Origin of the sequence: Pandoraea faecigallinarum, from assembly GCF_001029105.3 — a bacterium.
GTDB classification, from domain to species: domain Bacteria; phylum Pseudomonadota; class Gammaproteobacteria; order Burkholderiales; family Burkholderiaceae; genus Pandoraea; species Pandoraea faecigallinarum.
On record NZ_CP011807.3, the window covers coordinates 4,023,497 to 4,045,207 of the forward strand.

Genomic DNA, 21,711 nt, shown 5'->3' on the forward strand with positions numbered 1-21,711 from the left:
GTGCCGTGCCCGGCCGCGACATTCCCGTGAGGTGAGACGTGCGATTGGGCGGGCGATTTACCCTCTGATATAGAGGCGCTTCAGAGGGCCCGTTCGAGAGAACGAACTTTACGCGAGGCGGGCGAATCGGCGCGTAATTCATGCGCAAGAGAAGCTCGCTCTATTATTACGCATCGTTACAGACAACCAAGACTGTAATTTCCGGAAACAAAACACGTGCAAAGCCGTGCAGGGAGGCCACTATCATGACGACACAACCTGTCCGAACGAATATGAAGATTCTTGTAGTCGACGACGATCCCGATCTGCGTGACCTGCTGCGCGAGTATTTGAGCCGCCATGGCTTCTCCGTTGCCGTCATGCACGATGGCGAAGGGCTGGCCGCACGCCTTGAGCGCGAGCGCCCCGCCCTGATCGTGCTCGACCTCATGATGCCGAAGGTCGACGGGCTCACCGCCCTGCGCGACTTGCGCGCGCGCAACGACGATGTGCCGGTGATCCTGCTCACCGCGCGCAGCGACGAGATCGACCGCATCGTCGGGCTGGAAATCGGTGCCGACGACTATCTCGGCAAGCCTTTCAGCCCGCGCGAGCTGCTTGCGCGCATCAACGCGGTGCTGCGCCGTCGCAAGACGCCCGATGCTGCCGTGCCCGAACAGCGCGAAAACTATGCATTCGGCCCGTTTATGCTCGACTTCCGCAGCCGCACGCTCACCCGCGACGCACAATTGCTGACCCTCTCGGACGGGGAATACGGATTGCTGCGCCTGCTGGTGAACCACGCCATGCAGGTGCTTTCGCGAGAACGCATCATCGAATTGCTCTATGGTGCCGACAGCGATGTCAACGACCGCGGCATCGACGTGCAGATCTGGCGCTTGCGCCGCCTGCTCGACGAAGACGCGCAAAGCCCGCGTTTCATCCAGACCGTGCGCGGGCGCGGTTACATCTTCGTTCCCGACGGCCAGCGCGCCGACATGGCCGCCGGCTGATGCGTCGGCACGACTCCCCCGGCACGTGTGAGCCGCGCCGCGCCGATGACCGGCGTAGGGTCGCCCTCATCCGCTTCGAAGACGCCGCTTTCCGGTCTGACAAGGACTCCGGCATGCAGCCGATATTGTTGACAGTCGCCCCGGTCCACCGGGCGGGCCGCATGGCCCGGATGCGGAGCGCGGCATGAAAGGCCGTTTCGATACCTTGTTCGGCCGGCTCGCGGTGCTTATCATCGCCGCGCTGGTCATCAGTCATTTCTCCTATCTGACGATCCTGCGCAGCGATCACGACGAGACGCGCGTGCAGAACGCCGCGGAGCAGATGGCGTTCATCATCAAGGCCGCATCGGAAGTCCACGACGGCAATTCGAGCCTCACCTTGCCGGATCTGGTTCAGGTCGTGCCGGTCTCGTTCGCTCATGGCGACGTGTTCGAACCCACCAACAAGAGCGCGCGCCTGACGACCGAGCTTGCCCGCCGGCTGCCGGCCGGCACTCAACTTCGCGTGGAGCATACGCCGCCGCCACGTATCTGGGCCCGCCTGCCGGGCCGCGATTACTGGATCGCCACGCCGATACTGTCGGTGCGCAACCCGCCGGGCACCGCCACGATTCTGCCCGGGCTGGCGGCCGTGCTCGGGATTACCGTCATCTTCGCACTGTTCGCTGCCTGGCAGTTGCAACGCCCCGTGCGGGATATGGCCGCGGCCGCGGAGCAACTGGCCACCCACCGCGTTCGAACGCAGGTCAAGGAGCGCGGTCCGCTGGAGCTTCGCCAGCTGACCGAGCGTTTCAATCGCATGAGTCAGGACATCGTGCAGACCGACCGTGAGCGCAACACGATGCTCGCCGGTATTGCCCATGACCTGAAGACGCCGCTCGCACGCCTGCGGCTGCGCGCGGAGATGATCGAAGATGTACAGATGAGCGAGGGCATCACGCGCGACGCCGAATCGATGACGCGCATCGTCGATCAGTTCCTGCTCTTCGCCCGTGGGATCGAGCTCGACAGCGCGGCGTCGCCGGTCGAAGCGCGGCTTCCCGCATTGGCCGCGCCGTTCCTCGATCAGGGCTACGCGGTCGAACTCGATCTTCAGGCCGGACCGGGTTTCAAGCTGCGTCAGACCTATCTCGAACGCATCGTGAACAATCTGCTCGATAACGCCGTGACGTACGGGCGCGCGCCGTTGGCGATCCGCACATCTCAGGACGCCAGCGGATGGCGGCTCGTGATCGAGGACAGCGGCCCAGGCATTCCGAATGAAGATATCAATCGCGTCGTGCGGCCCTTCGTACGGCTCGACCCCGCGCGTGGGGGCAATGCACATTGCGGTCTGGGGCTCGCCATCGTGGACAAGCTCACGCAGCAGTTGGGCGGACGCGTGTCCTTCGCGAACCGGCCGTCAGGCGGCTTGCAGGTCACGCTGATGTTCCTGCCCGACGATCCGAGCGCGGAATAAAGAAAAGACGAAGCGCGGGACGGACCAAACCCGGACGACGAGCCGCACACACCCCCACCCACACACCGCGACTCTCACGCAATGAAAAAACCCGCCGTCGATGAACGAACGGCGGGTTTTGTCTTTTACGGCACTGCATCACATCAAGCCACAGCCAGGCGATCCGGGTTGGGGGGCAATGCGACTACTGGGCTGCGCTTTACTGCTCGCAGGGACGCGATGGAGATGGCAACACGCTGCGCCGGTGAGACACAGCGATGTCTGCTCCCCGACCTCCCTGGCATGTGACCGGCAATGCCAGTCCGGCGCGTGCCGGCAAATTACTTGATCAGGAATTTCTCTTTGTTCTTACCGACCCACTTCGGCGCACGGCCACGGCCCGACCACGTTTCGCCAGTGGCCGGATTCATGTATTTCGGTGCAATCTGAGCGCGAACGGCGCGGCGACGGCCGTCCGTGGTGGCAAGGCCCAGATCCTTGGCCGTAAGCTCGTATTCCTGGATCTTCTGTTTGACCGCAGCAATGACCTCGGCCACTTCACGGGCACGGGCCTCTTCGATCTGCTTTTCGATTTTGTCGCGTTGCGCGATGAGTTCCTTATAGCTTGCCATCTGGCGTGTCCTTACATTGTTAAAAGTGGATCGCCACTTAAAATAACACGAGTTTTAATAATTTGAAAACCGCATTTCCAGCAAATGAGTCTGCGGGCACACAAATCGCATTGAATTGTCCGAGAGACACTTCAGAAAATGCACAGAAGCGGGGCATCAATCCGTCATTACCACGACATCCACAAAGGCGATACGCCGCCTTACGCCACCAATATCCCGTCGGATGCGGCCCCCAATTCGCTGGAAATATGTGCCGAATTCGCCGCCAGGTGATCAGGACTCCATGCGGCACTATTAGTTCACGCCTCATGCTGCAAGATAGAGAAAGCTTTCTCCGCCTCGCTCGCCGCGGGCGCGACGCCACAATTTTCCGCGCCATTCGACGCGTCAGAATATACGATCACAAATATTTAATTGCATTGCGATTGCTCCGTTATCCGAACGACCGTAATCATTCGGACAATTCTCATGGGCGCGCCGCAATTTACGGATAAGCTCGGCTTGAGGATTTCACTTGAGGTTTTGCAGCATTTCACCAACCGCTAGTTGACGCCCGGATGTCGCGCGGTGACGTTCGTGCGGCCGAACGCGATGGGACGAAATCGAGATTTGGTGAGACGGGCATCCCAACCTTCCCCAGCCGCCTATCGACCGGAAGAACGTCCGGCAGTCAAGTTAGGGACAAATCAGGACGCGGGGTACGCCGCCGTATTGCATTGACGTATACGTCAAATTCATACGGGAATCTCATTTCCCGAATGGAAAAAGATTTCGTAAGATAGGCAAACGCGTCGCCCCACCCATTCTCATAAAACACCGTGCCGCGAGGCTTTACGGGTGATATGTCACGGTTTTTCAGTGCAATTAAGCTTTCGCTGATTTACCGAAGTTTTGCGATTCGCGATCGGCATTGGAGTTGCTTCCCCTTGGATTTGAACGCATGACGACCTCGACGACGGCTTCCCATTCACCCTCGCCTTTCGACACCGAGGCTCCCACGATCACGACCGCGCGCACGATCCTGCGTCAGTGGCGCACGGACGATCTGCCGCTGTTCGCCGCACTCAACGCCGATCGTGAAGTCATGCGGCATTTCCCCACCTCCCTCGACCGGGCACAAAGCGATGCCGTCGCCCACCGCCTGGCGCAGCATCTCGAAACACACGGCTTCGGCCCCTGGGCGATGGAAATCCCCGGCGTCACGCCGTTCGCCGGGTTCGTCGGCCTGATGCGGGTGGGCTTCGACGCCCCGTTCGTGCCCGCGGTGGAGATCGGTTGGCGTCTGGCGCGAGCCTGGTGGTCGAAGGGGTACGCAACCGAGGCCGCCACGGCCGCCGCCCGATACGCGTTCGATACCTTGGGCATGGACGATCTGGTGTCCTTTACGGTGCCTGCCAACGTCCGTTCACGCGCGGTGATGCAGCGCATCGGCATGCGCCATTGCCCGGACGAGGACTTCCTGCACCCGCTAGTGCCCCCCGGCCACCGTCTGCGTCGCCATGTTCTGTACCGGCTGAACGCCGACGAGCTCAAGGCCTGAGCCGCCACGCCGGCGCGGCACTGAGGCGGCACGCGCTGGCATCGAATGGCGGCAGACACGCGACGAACGTCGCCTCCGCGATTGAAGCATTCGCTTAAAACGTGGGAGAATCCGACTCTTTGCGCCAGCCGTCTCCCCCATCGTGTCGCGCGCCGTCATCATCCCGCTCATCATCGCCTGCGCCTTGTTCATGGAGAACATCGACGCCACGGTGATCACCACATCGCTGCCCGCCATGGCACGCGATCTCCATCAGGACCCGATTTCACTGAAGATGGCGCTGACCGCGTACGTGGTCGGCCTCGGCATCTTCATCCCGATCTGCGGCTGGGTCTCGGATCGCTTCGGCGCGCGCAACGTGTTCCGCACGGCCATCGGCATTTTCATGGCCGGGTCGCTCCTGTGCGCGGTGTCGTTCTCGTTGCCGACGTTCGTGTTCGCCCGCTTCCTGCAAGGCGTGGGCGGCGCGATGATGGTCCCGGTCGGGCGCCTCGTCATCTTCCGCGCGGTGCCCAAGCACGATCTGGTCAAGGCCATCGGCTACCTGACGATGCCCGCGCTGCTCGGTCCGGTCATCGGCCCGCCGCTCGGCGGTGCGATCACCGCCTACCTGCACTGGCGCTGGATTTTCTTCATCAACATTCCGGTGAGCCTGCTGGGCATCTACCTCGCGGGCAAGTACATCGACAACGAGCGCGGCGGCGACGCCGGACGTCTCGACACCCTCGGCTTCGTTCTCTCCGCACTGGGCAGCGGTCTGCTCATGCTGGGGCTCGCGATGATCGGCGAGCATCAGGTGAGCGACACCGTGGTGATCGGCATGTGCGCCGTCGGCGCGCTATTCGTGTATGCGTACTGGCGGCACGCCAACCGCGTCGAAGCGCCCCTGCTGGACTTCCGTCTGATGCGCATTCCGACGTTTCACGCGAGCGTCGTCGGCGGATCGCTTTTCCGGATCGGTCTGGGCGCCGTGCCGTTCCTGCTGCCTCTGGCGTTGCAGGAAGGGCTGCACATGGATCCGTTCGAATCCGGCATGATCACGTGCGCATCGGCATTCGGCGCGATCTTCATGAAGGCGATCGCCCAACGCGTGCTGGCAAGGTTCGGCTTCCGGCAGGTGCTGATCGTCAACGCCGGACTGGCAGGATTGGCGCTCGCATCTTACGGGCTTTTCACACACGACACGCCGGTGATCGTGATGCTCGCGGTCGTGGCATTCGGCGGCTTCTTCCCGTCGTTGCAATTCACTTGCCTGAACTCGATCGTCTACGCCGACATTGCGAGCGAAGACGCGAGCCGCGCCACCAGTCTGGCGAGCGTGGTTCAGCAATTGTCGCTGGGGCTGGGAGTGACGATTTCGGGCATGGTCTTGCAGGCGAGCAGCCGGCTGGCCGGCCACGATCAACTGGAAGCGGGCGACTTCCTTCCGGCCTTTCTGGTGATCGGCCTCTTTTCACTGTTGTCGATTCCGGTCACGCGTCGATTGCCGGCCGACGCGGGCACCGAACTGGCGCGCAAGCACTAACACCGGCCGGCGCACACACACGCGAACGCTACTTCGCGTTCGGCCGGATGACGACGGCATGCAGCGCCATGCCGACGATCATGGCAACGACGAAGAGCAGCGCCTTGTCCGAGCCCGCCCCGAGCAGCACCCATGCCGGGCCGGGGCAAATGCCCGCGAGTCCCCAGCCGACACCGAAGAGCAGCGCGCCGATGACCAGTCGGCGATCAAGTCCGCGCAACGCGGGCCAGACGCGCGGCTCACCCGTCCATGCCAGCGCCTGCGAACGCGCCAGCCGAAACCCGACCAGACCGACGGCCACCGCGCCGCCCATCACGAACGCGAGCGAGGGGTCCCACCGGCCGGCGACGTCGAGAAAGCCGAGCACTTTCGTGGGATTCGCCATGCCAGCGAGCATCAGCCCCAGTCCGAAGACCAGCCCGCCGATCCACGCGAAAAGCACCTTTGTCATACCGAACCTCCCGCGCCGGCGATACCCAAGACATGACCCAGGACATGACCCAGGACATGACGCACGACATAGACAGTCAGAACCCCCGTGGCCATGAAGCACAGCGTGGCGACGAGCGAGCGCCACGACAATCGCGACAGACCGCACACGCCGTGACCGCTCGTGCATCCCGAACCCAGACGCGTGCCGAAGCCCACGAGCAGGCCTGCGACGACGAGCATCGCCGTACTAGCATCGATCTGCGCTTCGGGCGCGACGGTCACCGCGCGATACGCCCATGGCGCCGCCATCAATCCGATGATGAACGCGACACGCCATGCGATATCGCCCGAGCGCGGGCGCAACAGACCGCCCACGATACCGGAGATGCCGGCGATCCGTCCCGAGGACAGCATCAGCCAGACGGCGGCAACGCCGACAAGCCCACCGCCGGCGAGCGACGCCCACGGCGTGAAGTTAAGGGTATCGAGTGTCATGACGCACACCTCCTGTGGCGCCTTCAGGCTTTCAGGCCTGCGGGCAGAACTGGTCGTAGAGACACGCGAGCACGGCAAGCACCGCCGCGTCGGCCACGGCGTAATAGATACGTTTGCCGTCGCGCCGGGTCGTGACGAGCGCTTCGCTGCGCAGCACGGCGAGTTGCTGGGAAAGCGTGGGTTGACGGATGTCGAGCTGCGCTTCGAGTTCGCCCACGGACAATTCGCCCTGCGTGAGCTGACACAGAATGAGCAACCGGTCTTCGTTGGCAAGCGCACGCAACAACGCCGTCGCGTCGTGCGCGGCCGCACGCAGGCGCGCAATGTCGAGCGGCGCGGCGCGGCGATCGTCTCGGAGCGCGGCGGCGGCGCGCGGGGCGACGGGGGATAGCGCAGTGGCTCGTGGCATGGCAGGATCGATGCAAATCAGAAAGCCGTGACGCGACGAGATGTCGCGCCGCTTTGCGAGATGTCACACATATCGCGGACACTTTACTGATTTATAATATATGAATCGATAAACTTTTGCAGGAGCCGGTCATGTCAGCCACGCCAGCACACATCGAAGCCTTCTTCGACACCGCCACCGCCACGGTGACGTATGTCGTATTCGATGCGCCGGGCGGGCACGCAGCGATCATCGACCCGGTGCTCGACTACGATCCGAAGGCCGGCCGCACGCACACGGGTTCGGCGCAGCGCGTACTCGACTTCGTTGCTGCGCAACGGCTCGCCGTCGACTGGATTCTGGAGACACATGCCCACGCCGACCATCTCTCGTCGGCGCGCTGGCTCAAGGAACGGGTGGGCGGGCGCATCGCCATCGGCGCGCACATCCGCGACGTGCAGCACGTCTTCAAGAAGCTATTTCATCTGGGCGCCGACGTGCCGCCCGACGGCTCGCAGTTCGATCATCTCTTCGAGGACGGGGAAACGTTCGCCATCGGCGCATTGCAGGCCGAGGCGATGTTCGTGCCGGGGCATACCCCTGCGGACATGGCATATCGCGTGGGCGACGCCGTCTTCGTGGGCGACACCCTTTTCATGCCGGACGTGGGCACGGCGCGCTGCGACTTTCCCGGCGGCAATGCGCACACGCTGTTCCGTTCGATCCGCCGATTGCTCGCGTTGCCGGCGTCCACCCGCCTGTTCATGTGTCACGACTACCCGCCGCCCGGACGCCCCGCCCACTGGCAAACGACCGTGGGGGAACAGCGCCGCGCGAACATCCACGTACATGACGGCATCGACGAAGCGGCGTTCGTCGCCATGCGTGAAGCGCGCGATCGCACGCTCGACATGCCGACGCTGATCCTGCCCGCCGTGCAGGTCAATATCCGCGCCGGCGACATGCCCGCGCCGGAAGCAAACGGCACGCGCTATCTGAAAATCCCGCTCAACGCGCTGTAAGTCCCGCCGGCGCGCCCAACTGCTCGGCGAGCGCATCGCGCGCGCGCGTGACCCACTCGGGTTCACCGCGACGCGCGGGCAACAGGTGAAATTCGGCGTCAGGCAAGGGGGGCAAACGTCGCCCCGGCACCAACGCTTCGACACGTGCCAGCGACGGCCCCGCCGCCGATGCGTTCAGGCACGCGACACCCAGCCCTGCATTCAATGCCAGTTGCAAACCCGCCACACCCGACGCCACATGGGCGATGGCGTACGGCACTTCGTGCTCGTCGAGCCATTGCGTGGTGAACCGATGCAGTGCACACGTATCCGGCAGTACCAGCAACGGTAACGGCGCGTGCACGTCCAGCACGAAATCGGGCGCCGCCACCCAATCGAGCGATTCGCGCCCGAGGGGTCGTGTGCCTGTCACGGCATCGCGACCGAGCGACCTGCCGAGCACCCGCATGGACAACCCGATGTCGAATTCGCCGGTGTCGTAACCGCTCTCGATCACACCGCTTTTCAGGATCGTGACGTGGATGCGCAGCGACGGGTATGCCGTGCCCAGGTACCGCAGCAGGCGCGCGACCTCGCCCGGACGGAAGTAATCCGTAATCGCCAGGCGCAGTTCTCCCGCAAGCGAGAACCCGCGAACATCGTGCCAGGCATGTTCGGACTGCGCGATCAATTGTCTCGCGTGCCCGAGCAGACGCTCGCCCGCCGGTGTGGTCGACACGCCCTGTTTGCCGCGCGTGAACAACGTCACGCCGACACGCTCCTCGAGCTTGCGCATCTGCTCGCTCACCGACGACTGCGACAGAAACACGCGTGGCGCGGCCGCCGAAAGACTCCCCGCCTCGGCCACCGCGACGAAGGTCCGCAACTGCTCGAAATCGAATCCGGGCGTCATAACGCTATCCATTAATGAAACCGATGGATGAAATCGTATATTCCCGCTTTTCCGATGTCAAACCTCTCCCTAGACTGAAGCCGTGATCTTCATCGTCACGCTTTTAACGACACGTTTTCCCAAGGAGTGCCATCATGCCGCACATCGTTCTGCAACTCTCGGGCACGCCCGACGACACCCTCTCCCGCCAAGCCGTTCGCGCCGTCTCGCAATTGACCGTCGACACGCTGCACAAGGCGCCTGAAGTCATCGCCGTGAGCGTCGAGTACATCCCTCACGAGCGCTGGTTCATCGGCGGCACACCGCTCTCGGAGCAAGGCAAGAACGCCTTCCATCTGGATATCAGTGTCACGGACGAGACGAATACCAAAGCGGAAAAGGCGCGGTTCATCGCGCAGGTTTTCGAAACGCTGTCCGCCATTCTCGGCAACGTGCACGAGTGTTCCTACATCCACGTGATCGATGCACGGGCCGCCGCCTATGGCTACGGCGGGCGCACGCAGGAGTACCGGCATCAGCGCACGCCCGCCCTTTGATCGTTTCGCAACGCGCGGGCGCGCAGCCGATGCGACGACGGCGAAACCGGCAATCCCGACTACCTGCCGATTTCGCCGAACGCTTTGTCCATGCACATTCCAGCCGCATCGAACGATACATTTTCAACATTTTCTTACGACTATTAGCTTCGTAACGAACGCGTCCCCTCGTACGATGAAGGTGTACCAAAACTTCGCTTTCAAGGGGGCGAACATGAAAAAACTGACATTGACCATCACGCTTGTCGCCGCCACGCTCGGCGGCTTTGCCGTGGCGCCGGCTCACGCTCAGGTGGGCGTATCGATCAGCATCGGCGCACCGCCGCCGCCGCGCTACGAGCCGGTCCCGCCGCCGCGCGCCGGCTACGTCTGGGCGCCGGGCTTCTGGGACTGGGACGGCCATCGGCACGCGTGGCGCGAGGGCCATTGGGAACGCGCACGTCCGGGTTACGCCTATCGCGCCCCGGCCTGGCACCAGGGTCCGCACGGGTGGGAATTGAACCGTGGCGGATGGGAGCACGGCGGTCCGGACCATCATGACAATCGCGACCGTGGTCACGACCACGATCATGACCATGATCGCTATCACGGCTAATCCCCGCACGGACCGCCCGTCCGGGCGCGAAGCTGTCGTGCAGTGAAGTTGCGATGAAACGCCGGCGCTTATCAGCGCCGGCGTTTTGCTAAGGAAAATCGGTTGGTTGGGCGCACGCGTTCCCACCGTTATCGTTGATACCCGCTCGCTGCTACCCGCAGCCCGGTCCCCGTCGATATCTGCGTGCCGTACTGTCGACGACTTCGGGACACATCAAGGATCAACGAAAAACGGAGCCCAACAGGCCATGCAAAACAAGAATCGCCCGCCACGCGCACGTCTCGCAGTGCCCGGCATCGCTGCCGCGCTGCTTTCCATCGCCGCCCTCGTACCGCTCGCGGCGCATGCCGACAAGCTCGACGACATCAAGAAGGCCGGCGTGCTGCGCGTCGCCACTTTCGACAGCAACCCGCCATTCGGCTACGTGGACGCGAAGTCGCACAAGATCGTCGGCCTCGACGTCGATTATGCGAAAGCACTCGCCGACAAGCTTGGCGTGAAGCTCGAACTGCAACCGACGAACCCCGCCAACCGCATTCCGTTCCTCACGTCGAAGAAAGTCGACCTCGTGCTGGCCAACTTCACCATCACGGACGAGCGCGCCAAGCAGGTCGATTTCAGCATTCCCTACTTCTCGTCGGGCCAGCAGTTCCTCGCGAAAAAGGGCACGCTGTCGTCGCCCGATCAATTGAGCGCACTGCGCATCGGTGCCGACAAGGGCACGACGAACGAGATCACACTGCGCGAGAAATTCCCGAAGGCCACCATCGTCGCGTTCGACGACACGCCGTTCGCATTCGCGGCACTGCGCACCGGCACCGTGCAGGCAATCACGCAGGACGGGCCGAAGCTCGTCGGATTGCTCGCCAACGTGCCGGACAAGCAGAACTACGAGATTCCCGCGTTCACGATCTCCAACGACTACATGGGCGTTGGCTTGCCGAAGGGCGAGCCGCGTTTGACGGCATTCGTCAACGACACGCTGCGCGATCTGGAGAAGGACGGCACGGCCGCCAACATCTACGAGCGCTGGTTCGGCCCGAAATCGGCCCAGCCGCTGCCGCGCCTGTTCAAGATCGGCGACAAGGTCTGAGCGGGCGCCGGCCCAACGTCTGACGCTTGCCCGTCGGCCTGGCCGGGGCGCATGGGATGAGAGCCCTGTGCGCGCCCGGCGTTTTGCATTGGAACGCCTCATCATGATCGACTGGCTCGCTCCGAAGTACCTCGGCTGGCTGCTGAGCGGCTTCGGTGTCACGGTCGCACTGGCCACCGCAGCGAGCGCCGCCGCCACGCTGCTCGGCTTCATGCTGGCCATTGCGCGCAATTCGGCGCACCGGGGGTTCGCGCGCCCCGCGGCCACCTTCGTCGCGCTCATGCGCAATACGCCATTGCTCGTGCAGCTCTTCTTCTGGTACTTCGGCGTTGCCGCATTGCTGCCGCCCGGCGCGATACAGTGGCTGTCGCAGGCGCATGTCTGGCACGTGGTGTTCTTCGACATTCGCTGGCCGACATTGGAGACGCTTGCCGGTTTCATCGGCCTGACGATCTATACGACGGCGTTTATCGGTGAAGAAATTCGCGCCGGGTTGCGCGGCGTACCCGCAGGACAAACGAATGCTGCGGCCGCGCTCGGCATGCGCCCGCTTGCGATCTTCCGATATGTGGTGCTGCCGCAGGCGGTGCGCATCGCGATGCCGCCGCTGTTCGGCCAGTACATGAACGTGGTGAAAAATTCGTCGCTGACGATGGCGATCGGACTGGCGGAACTCTCCTATGCCTCGCGGCAAGTGGAGACGGAGACGTTCCGGACGTTTCAGGCCTTCGGCATCGCCACGCTGCTCTACATCGGCGCCATTGCCGTGATCGAGGCACTCAGCATGGCAACGACACATCGGCACGCCGCCGCGCCCTCACGCTGATCCTGCACGCCCGTCCTGTGCGCCCATACCGACGCTCATACCGACGCCCATACCGACACCCACTCCGACGACGATACCGACGCCGTTGCCCATGAACTTCTCCGCCGTACTCGACAACCTGCCCTACCTGCTGTGGGGCGACTTTCCGGACGGACCGCTCTCGGGCGCCGCGCTCACGCTCGCGCTCGCCACACTCAGTGCGCTCGCCTCCGGCGTGCTGGGCCTGGCCGGCGGCATCGCCCTGGCCATGCTCGGCGGCCCGGCACGATGGGGGCTGACCTTCGCGATCGGCTTCTTTCGCGCGATTCCCGTTCTGATGCTGATCTTCTGGACGTACTTTCTGCTGCCGATTCTGTTCGGCGTGGACGTGCCCGGCCTGGCCACTGTCGCCTGCGCGCTCGCGCTGATCGGCGGGGCATATCTTTCACACACGGTCTACGCGGGCATTCGAGGCGTCGGCCCAGCGCAGTGGCAAGCCGGCATGTCGCTCGGCCTCACGCGCGTGCAGACGCTGCGTCACATCGTGCTGCCGCAGGCGCTGCGCATCATGACGCCATCGTTCGTCAATCAGTGGATTTCGCTCGTGAAAGATACCTCGCTGGCGTACATCGTCGGCGTGGCCGAACTGTCGTTCGTCGCCACGCAGGTCAACAGCCGGTTGATGGTCTATCCCGCCGAGGTATTTGCCTTCGTCGCCCTGATCTACTTCGCGATGTGCAGCGCGCTCGAATGGCTTTGCACGGCACTGCTGGGCAAGCCGCCGCATCCCCGGGCCAGGGCGCCGGAAAACGCAACGGCCAGGCCCCGGCAGAGCTGGCAGCGCATCGTGTCGATGTGGCTGCCTTCCGCGCCGGGGCTTGCGAATGCTGCGAATGTCCTTACGGGCGCCGTCGAGCGCCTGCGTCGTCTTGCGCATCGCGACCGGCGCCGCACTCCGGAGAACGTTCCGGAACACGAGCGCCGTGTGGACTTCAGTCGCGATTGGCCTGGATGACGGTCAGGGCCGTCATGTTGATGATGCGGCGCACGGTCGAGCTGGACGTCAGCACGTTGACCGGCGCGCCCACGCCCAGCAGGAAGGGACCGACGGCCACATTGCTGCCGGCGCCCGTCTTGAGCAGGTTGTAGGCGATGTTGCCGGAATCGACGTTCGGGCACACCAGCAGATTGGCGGCGCCCTTGAGCTTCGAATGCGGCAGGATGCGGCTGCGCAGCGCTTCGTCGAGCGCGCAATCGCCGTGCATCTCGCCGTCGATTTCCAGATCCGGCGCCTGCGCCGTCACCATATCGAGCACGCGGCGCATCTTCGTACCCGATGCCGCGCTGCCCGAGCCGAAGTTCGAGCGCGAGAGCAGCGCGACCTTCGGGTTCAGGTTGAGACGCGTCATCTGCCGGGCGGCCGCGAGCGTGAACTCGGTGATCTGCTCGGCCGTGGGATCGTCGTTGACGTGCGTGTCGACCAGCGCCACCGTGCGCTTGTCGAGCAGCAGGATGTTCATCGCCGCGTAGGTGTTCGCGCCCGGCTGCCTGCCGATGACTTCGTCGACGAAGCGCAGATGGTCGTGATACGCGCCCACCGTGCCGCAGATCATGCCGTCGGCATCGCCCAGACGGACCATCATGGCGCCGATCAGCGTGAGACGGCGACGCATCTCGACACGCGCCATTTCCTTGGTGATGCCATCGCGGCAACGCAGTTCCCAGTAACTGGTCCAGTACTGGTGGAAGCGCTCGTCGTAGTACGGGTTGGTGACTTCAACGTCTTCGCCCAGCCGCAGACGCAGGCCGAACTTCTCGATGCGCGCGAGCAGCACTTCCGGACGCCCCACCAGAATCGGACGCGCCAGCTTCTCGTCGACGATCACCTGCACGGCGCGCAGCACACGCTCTTCCTCGCCTTCGGCGAATACGATGCGCGATTTGCCGCCGTCGCGCACGAATTGCTTCGCGGCCGAGAAGATCGGCTTCATGAACGCGCCCGAGTGATACACGAACTGCTGCAACTGGTCGGCATAGGCGTCGAAGTCGGCAATCGGACGCGTCGCCACGCCGTCTTCCATGGCGGCACGCGCCACGGCCGGGGCGATACGCACGATCAGGCGCGAATCGAACGGACGCGGGATCAGATACTCCGGCCCGAACGACAGGTCGTACGCTCCGTAGGCGTTGGCGACCGAGTCGTTCACTTCTTCCTGCGCCAGCGCGGCAATCGCGTGCACGGCGGCGATTTCCATGTTGCGCGTGATGGTCGTCGCGCCCACATCGAGCGCACCGCGGAAAATGTACGGGAAGCACAGGACGTTGTTGACCTGATTCGGGAAGTCCGAGCGGCCCGTGGCGAGCACGGCGTCTTCCCGCACGGCGCGGGCCGCGTGCGGGAAAATCTCCGGCGTGGGGTTGGCAAGCGCCAGAATCAGCGGACGCGCCGCCATCGTCCTGAGCATTTCCGGCTTGAGCACGCCCCCGGCCGACAGGCCGATGAAGACATCTGCGCCGTCGATGACTTCGGCAAGCGTGCGCTTGTCGGTCTTCTGGGCGAAACGCGCCTTGTCCGGATCCATGCTGGCGGTACGGCCCTCGTACACGACACCGTCGATGTCCGTCGCCCAGATGTTCTCGACGGGCAGGCCAAGGTCGATCATCAGGTCGAGGCACGCAAGGGCTGCCGCGCCGGCGCCCGAGGTCACGACCTTCACTTCGCGAATGTCCTTGCCGACCACCTTCAGACCGTTGATGAATGCGGCGCTGACCGTAATGGCGGTGCCGTGCTGGTCGTCGTGGAACACCGGGATCTTCATGCGCTCGCGCAGCTTGCGCTCGACGGTGAAGCACTCCGGTGCCTTGATGTCTTCGAGGTTGATGCCGCCGAACGTGGCTTCGAGGCTGGCGATGATGTCGACGAGCTTGTCCGGGTCGCTTTCGGTGATTTCGATGTCGAACACGTCGATCCCGGCAAACTTCTTGAAGAGGACGGCCTTGCCTTCCATGACCGGCTTGGAGGCGAGCGCACCGATGTTGCCCAGGCCCAGCACGGCGGAGCCGTTGGTGATGACGCCCACGAGGTTGCCACGGCCGGTGTACTTGAACGACGCCGACGGGTCGGCGGCGATTTCCTGACAGGGGATGGCCACGCCCGGGGTGTAGGCGAGCGCCAGGTCGCGCTGCGTGACGAGCGGCTTGCTGGCCGTCACGGAGATCTTGCCCGGGGTGGGGAACTGGTGATATTCCAGGGCGGCCTGGTGATCGTTGCTGTTGCTCATGGCAATGTCGTCCTCGGTGATTGTCTCGGCTGATGTTCCGGGCTCCGGATTGCGCAGCGAACCGTTCTACGGGACGGCTACCGCCATGGGCGCAACGGAGGTGAAGCCATTCTAGGGAGCCGCCAGCGGGGGACGATTCTGAATTACTATGGGGGCATCATGTTTTCGTTATAAGCCCGGAGCATCGGGGGTTTCAGAGGATTCAGGACAGATGGCGGCGGTGCCTTTCGATACGGGGGAAGTGGTCCGGCGGCTGACGACACGGCTCAAGATGCGTCATCTTGTGCTGTTGTTGCAGATTCAGCAGCACGGCTCGCTCACGCGGGTGGCAGAGCATATGGCGACGAGCCAGCCGGCCGTCACGAGCGCCCTGGCAGAGCTGGAAAGCATGCTCGGCGGCCCGCTTTTCGATCGTACGCCGCGCGGCATGACACCGACCCCGCTGGGCGACGTCGTGCTGGCCCGGGCACAGGCCATGGTCCACGATCTGGACCATCTGACCCGCGACATCGAGGCCGTGATGGCGGGCCATGCAGCGCGTTTGCAGGTGGGCGTGATTCCGTACATCTCGGGCAAGACGCTCGCCGCCGCGATACAGCAAACGCTGGCCCAGATTCCCCAACGCCTGACCGTCACCCTGCACGAAGGGACCAGCGAATCGCTGATGGCACAGCTACGCGATCATACGCTGGACGTGGTGATCGCCCGTGCGGCGGCGACCGTTGATCTCGCGCAGGTGCAGTTCGAAGTGCTGCATCACCAGATGCCGCGCGTGGTCGCGAGCCGGCGTCTGGCGGCCCGGCTCGGGCGAAGCGGCCCGGTGTGGCCGCAACTGGCGGAACTCGATTGGGTCATGGGCGCGCCGAACACCCCGATGCGCGACCAGCTCTCCGATCTGTTTCTGCATGCGGGCGTGGTGCCACCGGTCCCGGTGGTGGAAAGTTTCTCGTCGCGCCTGACAGGCGAGCTTCTCGCGAGCAGCGAGCGTGCCGTCTCGTTGCTGCCGGCCGACATTGCCGAAGAACTGGTGCGTATCGCCGGGGTCGCCATCGTACCGTGGTCGCTTACGTGGACGCTGCCGCCCGTGGCGATGTTCACGCGCCGGGAGAACCCGCGGGAGACGCACCGGCGCTTTACCCAGGCATTGCGCGCGCAGTATCAGGCGATGGCCGGGACGGCTTAGGCGGCTTAGGCGGCTTGGGCGGCTTGCGTGACTCGAACGGCGGGCGGATCAGGCGCACGCCCCCGTTCCGGAAAGGCACCGAAAGGTCTTTTGACGTCAAAACCGGCAAATTTCGCGAAATGCAGCCTTTTCAGCTCGTTTCCCACCCGATTGCCCGAGCAGTGTCCGTCGTAAGGTGTCGTTCATGAACGACGCCGCCTCCCTCACTCATGCGGACCCCGTGACGTCCACCGGCCATGCCCCGGTCGTGACGCCGTTCGCCCCGTCCCCCGGCCAGATCTTTCTGGCCCCTGCGCTGCTGCCGACACAGGTCGGCCCCGCTGGCCTGCGCTTCGACTTCAACGATGGCGCTCGCGTGGTCATTCCCGACTTTGGCCAGCCGCTGCCCTGGCGCGTGCGTATCTGCGATTTGCGCGACGACAGCACGCTCGCCGATGTCTCGCTGTCCTGCGGCGTGGTGCGCAGCCCGGCCAAGTACTACACCCCTTACGGCATCACGATCTGGCTGAACGGCGTGGTGGTCTTCGAGCATCGTTTCGATCTGCGCGATCAGGATGTGCTGATCCAGTTTCCGCTGGCCGCATTGGGCGATGTGCTGGGCTGGCTGCCGTATGCGTTGCGCTTTGCGCAGGTTCACGGATGCCGGCTGGCGTGCGTCGTCACGCCAGCGGTGGCGGCCTTGTTCCGGGAGGCCTATCCCGACGTCGAATTCCTCGCGCAGGACAAGGTGGAGCGCCGCAAGTATTACGCGACCTACAACGTCGGCCTGTTCTTCGACGACAAGGAACTGACACAACAGCCGCGAGACTTCCGCGAGACGGGGCTGCATCGCACGGCTGCGCACATTCTCGGCGTGGACGAGAGCGAATCGGCGGCGAATACGGCGCTGCCGGATGTATCGCGTCCGATGGCACAGCCGTACGTCTGTATCGCGGTGCAAAGCACGGCGCAATGCAAATACTGGAACCGGCCGGGGGGGTGGGACGCAGTCGTGGCCGGACTGCGTGCGCGGGGGCTGCAAGTGGTTTGCATCGACCAGAAGGCGCGTCATGGAAAGAACGACTTCTGGCAATCGATTCCCGAAGGCGCCGTCGATGCGACCGGCGAGCGGCCGCTGACCGAACGCGCGCGCTGGCTCATGCATGCGAGCGCTTTCGTCGGCCTGTCAAGCGGCCTGTCGTGGCTGGCATGGACGATGGGAACCCCAACGGTACTCATCTCCGGGTTCACCCTGCCGCACAACGAATTCGCGACCCCCTATCGCGTCATCAACAATGACGTCTGCACCGGCTGCTGGCACGATCCCGCCATTCGCTATAACCACGACGACTTCCATTTCTGCCCGAGGCATAAAGGGACCGGCCGTGCGTTCGAATGCACGCGGGAGATCACGCCCGACGCCGTGTTGGAAGCAGTCGACCGAATCCCCGGCGTGACCAGCCGGAATTGATGGCGCAGCGCTTGGCGTCGCGCTGCACTCCAAATGGCGTCGATATACTAGGTGGACATTCATTGCGCCGCCCGGACCCCGCCATGGCCCCGAAAACCCGCCGCACGACTGTCCTTGCGCCATCCGACACCGGACCCACGCCGTCACCGGCACTGCTGCGGCGCTTGCTGCGCGCCAAAGATCACGTGGACGCCGCCTCGCACGAGGCATGGCCCGTCAAGCGGCTCGCCGCGCTCAGCGGCACCTCGGAAGCCCACTTTGCACGCGCATTCAAGCAGGCCTTCGGACTCCCGCCGCATCGCTATCTGCTCACCCGTCGCATCGAGCAAGCCAACACGCTGCTACGCGATACCGACTTCAGCATCACGGAAATCGCCTTCGCGACCGGCTGGGAAAGCGTCGGCACGTTCGGACGCATCTTTCGCGACATCAACGGGCGAAGCCCCGGCGAGTTTCGCCGTCACGCACGGCAGATTCCCGCGCCGCTGGCCGCCATGCCTGCCTGTGTACTGAAGGCCGCTCAACGGCCCGATCTCAACATCGCAGTTTTGGAGAAGCGCCGCCGAATGGCGAACGGTACAGTTCGTCCATCAACCAGGGAGGGAACATGAATCAGGGAATTGGCGTGGCAGGACTGTATGTCGACGATCAGGACGAGGCGCTCGCGTTCTATGTCGACAAGCTCGGATTTCGCGTGCACACGGATGTGCGCAACGGCCCGTATCGCTGGCTGACCGTCCAGCACCCGGACCAGCCCTCGTTTCAACTGGGACTGTTCGCCCCCGGCACGCCCATTCACGACGACGCCACCGCGCAAACGCTTCGGGCCATGGTGGCGAAAGGCGCGATGCCGCCGCTCGTCCTTTACGTCGACGACTGCAAGGCCAGCTATGCCCGGCTCAAGGCCAGGGGCGTGGAGTTCACGCAGGAACCGGTGGACCGCTACGGCAGCGTCGACGCCGGATTCCGCGATCCCGCGGGCAACGGCTGGAAGATGATTCAACCGGCGGCGGACACGAAATAACCCGCACGGCGGCGGCGCGCCGCCGCGCCATATGGCGGGCAGCCGGTAGCGGGCGGACAGGAGGTCGGCAGCCGCGTCAGTCCGGCCGCCGCCGGAAGGCCCACCAGCCGGCTGCCGCCGTGCCGGTTGCAACGATCGCGACGAGTACCCAGAAACCGTGCGGATGGTCGGCGAGCGGTATGCCGCCCACGTTCATCCCGAAGAACCCCGCCACGATGTTGATCGGCAGCGCGAGCACGGTCACCACGGTCAGCGTGTAAATCGTGCGCTCCGTACGCTCGCTGACCATCGCCGCGATCTCTTCCTGAAGCAGCTTGATTCGCTCGAGCAACGCGGACAGATCGTTGAGCACCACCGCGAACTCTTCCGTCGCCTGACGAAATTCCTGCACGTCTTCCGCATGCCCCCATACTGGCGGGCGGCTCAACAGTCGAAAGAGCGCTGCGGGCTCCGGCGCAAGCAGGCGTTGCAGCCGCACGAGCACGCGTCTGAGCGACCCCAGATCCGCGCGATTGCTCTCGATGCGCTGCTGCAACAAACGGTCTTCCACGATATCCACCCGGCGGCTCGTCTCGCGCACGATACGCTCGAGCACGTCCGCCTGATCGCGCAACAGATGCACGAGCAGCGCGAGCGGCGTACGGAATGCGTCCCCTCGTTTGACCGACGCGCGCAGCTTGTCGATGGAGCGCAGCGGTTTCACGCGTCCGGTGACGAGCAAGCGCGCGTTGGCCGCGACGCGCAGCGTGGAGATCTCGGACTGCGCGATGTCGAACGCGAAAATCACGTCGTTGATGACCGCGAGCAGCCAGTCGTCGGAATGCTCGATGCGAGTGGAACGCGACCCTTCGCTCAGACTCTCGTAGAACTCCTCAGGCAGGTGCATCTGCGCCTTGAGCCACTTCTCGCACGCGGCGTGCGCGAAATTGAAGTGCAGCCAGAGAAAGCCCTCGGCCCGCTCCCCCTGCATGAGCCACGCCAGCGCTTCGCCCGAATCGACCGGCTGCGGCGCGTTGCCGTCGGTAAAGCGGTAGCCGTAGATAAGGCCGGCCTGATCGCAGCCATAAGCGTTGTGGACTAGGTCGGCGAACATGCGCGCAATCTGGGCGAACGTAGGGGGATGAGATGATCCGCACCGCAGCGGTGGGATTTGCCATCATGACAATGTCATATTTCATTTTCGTGACAGCCGGCCCGCTGCGAAGTCACGGGAACGCGGTCACCGGAACGCGGTCCGCGACCCGCGGAGCACGCCGCGAACGGGAAGTCCTCCGCACGGTGTTCGTCAACGCCACGCTGGTGTCATAAAATCGTCGCATACTCAGGTTCACCATCGGGCGCGCCGTTCGTCCGTCGTCACCCAGGCCGACGTCCGGGCCGCAGGGGTTGTCCCTTTTGTGCATTCTGGCCGTGAGAGATCGTCGCCATGACCCAATTCGATTCCGACGCCGACCACGACGCGATGCTTGCGCGTCGTCTCCAAGATGACCTGATCGACAGCTACGACGAAGAGATCGAGATGGAGATCGACGACCTGCGTCTGCCGGGCCTGAACGATCTGAGCGCGCAAGCGCGCGACGACCGTCTGCACTATTTCCGCGAGTTGTTCCGTCTGCAAGGCGAACTCGTGAAGCTGCAGGACTGGGTGATTCGCAGCCGCCACCGTCTCGTGGTGATCTTCGAAGGCCGCGATGCCGCGGGCAAGGGGGGGGCGATCAAGCGCATCACCCAGCGGCTGAATCCTCGTGTGTGCCGGGTCGCCGCCCTACCCGCCCCGAACGACCGCGAGCGCACGCAGTGGTATTTCCAGCGTTACGTTCAGCATCTGCCGGCCGCGGGCGAGATCGTGCTGTTCGACCGTAGCTGGTACAACCGCGCGGGCGTCGAGCATGTGATGGGCTTTTGCACGCAGGACGAGTACGAGGAATTTTTTCGCTCGGTGCCGGAATTCGAGAAGATGCTGGTGCGCAGCGGCATTCAGATCGTCAAATACTGGTTCTCGATTTCGGACGAGGAGCAGGAAGCACGCTTTCTCGCACGGATTCAGGACCCGCTCAAGCAGTGGAAGCTCAGCCCGATGGATCTGGAAAGCCGTACACGTTGGGAAAAGTACACCGTCGCCAAGGAAGTGATGCTCGAACGCACGCACATTCCGGAAGCCCCCTGGTGGGTGGTGCAGGCCGACGACAAGAAGCGCGCCCGTCTGAACTGCATTCATCACCTGCTCCAGCAAGTGCCGTATCACGACGTGGAGCGCTCGAAGGTCGTGCTGCCCGAGCGTGCGCGCAGCGAGGACTACATGCGCCATCCGGTGCCGCCCGAGATCATCGTGCCGGAGATTTACTAAGACTGGCCGCATCTGGGGCGAGCCCCGCCGTTCGGAGCGCC

Annotated in this window: 21 protein-coding genes and 1 pseudogene; 15 read left to right on the forward strand and 7 right to left on the reverse strand. The window is 64.0% G+C overall.

What is annotated here, in order from left to right:
• Positions 1-272: 272 nt before the first annotated feature.
• Complete coding sequence (locus tag AB870_RS17555; protein WP_084663829.1) at positions 273-992, forward strand: response regulator; 720 nt, start codon at positions 273-275, stop codon at positions 990-992.
• Between the two features lie 184 nt (positions 993-1,176).
• Positions 1,177-2,451: an ATP-binding protein gene (locus AB870_RS17565; protein ID WP_047905697.1), complete on the forward strand. Its 1,275-nt coding sequence runs from the start codon at positions 1,177-1,179 to the stop codon at positions 2,449-2,451.
• A gap of 320 nt (positions 2,452-2,771) precedes the next feature.
• Here AB870_RS17565 and AB870_RS17570 read toward each other — a convergent pair whose 3' ends face one another.
• Positions 2,772-3,062 carry an H-NS histone family protein gene (locus AB870_RS17570; protein WP_047905698.1) on the reverse strand — a complete coding sequence of 97 codons (291 nt, stop codon included), beginning with the start codon at positions 3,060-3,062 and terminating at the stop codon, positions 2,772-2,774.
• A gap of 940 nt (positions 3,063-4,002) precedes the next feature.
• Between AB870_RS17570 and AB870_RS17575 the strand changes: the two genes are divergently transcribed.
• Positions 4,003-4,602, forward strand: a complete 600-nt coding sequence (locus tag AB870_RS17575) for a GNAT family N-acetyltransferase (RefSeq protein ID WP_084663831.1) — start codon at positions 4,003-4,005, stop codon at positions 4,600-4,602.
• A gap of 190 nt (positions 4,603-4,792) precedes the next feature.
• Complete coding sequence (locus tag AB870_RS17580) at positions 4,793-6,127, forward strand: MFS transporter (RefSeq protein WP_047908361.1); 1,335 nt, start codon at positions 4,793-4,795, stop codon at positions 6,125-6,127.
• A 28-nt stretch (positions 6,128-6,155) separates the two neighbouring features.
• On the opposite strand, the gene AB870_RS17585 is transcribed toward AB870_RS17580, so the two are convergent.
• Genes AB870_RS17585 through AB870_RS17595 form a run of 3 tightly spaced genes read right to left on the reverse strand, consistent with a single transcriptional unit; the run spans position 6,156 to position 7,463 of the window.
• Positions 6,156-6,578 carry a YeeE/YedE family protein gene (locus tag AB870_RS17585; RefSeq protein WP_047905699.1) on the reverse strand — a complete coding sequence of 141 codons (423 nt, stop codon included), beginning with the start codon at positions 6,576-6,578 and terminating at the stop codon, positions 6,156-6,158.
• Entirely contained in the window at positions 6,575-7,054 is a 480-nt protein-coding gene (locus AB870_RS17590; protein ID WP_047905700.1) for a YeeE/YedE family protein, read from the reverse strand. The genes AB870_RS17585 and AB870_RS17590 overlap by 4 nt, the downstream gene beginning before the upstream one ends.
• Before the next feature lie 31 nt (positions 7,055-7,085).
• Entirely contained in the window at positions 7,086-7,463 is a 378-nt protein-coding gene (locus tag AB870_RS17595; RefSeq protein ID WP_047905701.1) for an ArsR/SmtB family transcription factor, read from the reverse strand.
• Positions 7,464-7,594: 131 nt separating this feature from the next.
• On the opposite strand from AB870_RS17595, the gene AB870_RS17600 reads away from it, so the two are divergent.
• Positions 7,595-8,464 (forward strand): MBL fold metallo-hydrolase, encoded by an 870-nt coding sequence (locus AB870_RS17600; RefSeq protein ID WP_047905702.1) that lies wholly within the window; start codon positions 7,595-7,597, stop codon positions 8,462-8,464.
• On the opposite strand, the gene AB870_RS17605 is transcribed toward AB870_RS17600, so the two are convergent.
• Positions 8,451-9,356 (reverse strand): LysR family transcriptional regulator, encoded by a 906-nt coding sequence (locus AB870_RS17605; protein WP_237169980.1) that lies wholly within the window; start codon positions 9,354-9,356, stop codon positions 8,451-8,453. The genes AB870_RS17600 and AB870_RS17605 overlap by 14 nt on opposite strands.
• Positions 9,357-9,490: 134 nt before the next feature.
• On the opposite strand from AB870_RS17605, the gene AB870_RS17610 reads away from it, so the two are divergent.
• From AB870_RS17610 to AB870_RS17630, 5 genes and pseudogenes are all read left to right on the forward strand, one after another.
• A complete protein-coding gene (locus AB870_RS17610; RefSeq protein ID WP_047905704.1) occupies positions 9,491-9,892 on the forward strand; it encodes a tautomerase family protein in 402 nt (133 codons plus the stop codon).
• Positions 9,893-10,106: 214 nt separating this feature from the next.
• Positions 10,107-10,487, forward strand: a complete 381-nt coding sequence (locus tag AB870_RS17615; protein ID WP_047908362.1) for a YXWGXW repeat-containing protein — start codon at positions 10,107-10,109, stop codon at positions 10,485-10,487.
• 247 nt (positions 10,488-10,734) lie between these two features.
• The gene (locus AB870_RS17620; RefSeq protein ID WP_047905705.1) at positions 10,735-11,580 is read left to right on the forward strand and encodes an ABC transporter substrate-binding protein; all 846 of its coding nucleotides are present in this window, start codon (positions 10,735-10,737) and stop codon (positions 11,578-11,580) included.
• Between the two features lie 103 nt (positions 11,581-11,683).
• The gene (locus AB870_RS17625) at positions 11,684-12,406 is read left to right on the forward strand and encodes an amino acid ABC transporter permease (RefSeq protein ID WP_047908363.1); all 723 of its coding nucleotides are present in this window, start codon (positions 11,684-11,686) and stop codon (positions 12,404-12,406) included.
• A 91-nt stretch (positions 12,407-12,497) separates the two neighbouring features.
• Positions 12,498-13,119 (forward strand): annotated as a pseudogene (locus tag AB870_RS17630) (amino acid ABC transporter permease); the annotation flags it as partial.
• Positions 13,120-13,377: 258 nt separating this feature from the next.
• Here the strand turns inward: AB870_RS17630 and AB870_RS17635 are convergent.
• Positions 13,378-15,666 carry an NADP-dependent malic enzyme gene (locus AB870_RS17635; protein ID WP_047905706.1) on the reverse strand — a complete coding sequence of 763 codons (2,289 nt, stop codon included), beginning with the start codon at positions 15,664-15,666 and terminating at the stop codon, positions 13,378-13,380.
• 220 nt (positions 15,667-15,886) lie between these two features.
• Here AB870_RS17635 and AB870_RS17640 point away from each other — a divergent pair, with 220 nt between their 5' ends.
• The 4 genes from AB870_RS17640 (at position 15,887) to AB870_RS17655 (ending at position 19,323) form a co-directional block, all read left to right on the forward strand.
• Positions 15,887-16,849 carry a LysR family transcriptional regulator gene (locus tag AB870_RS17640; protein ID WP_047908365.1) on the forward strand — a complete coding sequence of 321 codons (963 nt, stop codon included), beginning with the start codon at positions 15,887-15,889 and terminating at the stop codon, positions 16,847-16,849.
• Positions 16,850-17,033: 184 nt separating this feature from the next.
• Positions 17,034-18,299, forward strand: a complete 1,266-nt coding sequence (locus tag AB870_RS17645) for an autotransporter strand-loop-strand O-heptosyltransferase (protein WP_053059424.1) — start codon at positions 17,034-17,036, stop codon at positions 18,297-18,299.
• 83 nt (positions 18,300-18,382) lie between these two features.
• Positions 18,383-18,910, forward strand: a complete 528-nt coding sequence (locus tag AB870_RS17650; protein ID WP_047905707.1) for a helix-turn-helix transcriptional regulator — start codon at positions 18,383-18,385, stop codon at positions 18,908-18,910.
• Positions 18,907-19,323 carry a VOC family protein gene (locus tag AB870_RS17655; protein ID WP_047905708.1) on the forward strand — a complete coding sequence of 139 codons (417 nt, stop codon included), beginning with the start codon at positions 18,907-18,909 and terminating at the stop codon, positions 19,321-19,323. The genes AB870_RS17650 and AB870_RS17655 overlap by 4 nt, the downstream gene beginning before the upstream one ends.
• Positions 19,324-19,399: 76 nt before the next feature.
• Here the strand turns inward: AB870_RS17655 and AB870_RS17660 are convergent, their stop codons facing one another.
• Positions 19,400-20,416, reverse strand: coding sequence for a transporter (locus tag AB870_RS17660; RefSeq protein WP_047905709.1), 1,017 nt, complete (start codon positions 20,414-20,416; stop codon positions 19,400-19,402).
• Between the two features lie 333 nt (positions 20,417-20,749).
• On the opposite strand from AB870_RS17660, the gene ppk2 reads away from it, so the two are divergent.
• Entirely contained in the window at positions 20,750-21,670 is a 921-nt protein-coding gene (gene ppk2 / locus AB870_RS17670; protein ID WP_047905711.1) for a polyphosphate kinase 2, read from the forward strand.
• Positions 21,671-21,711 lie beyond the last annotated feature (41 nt).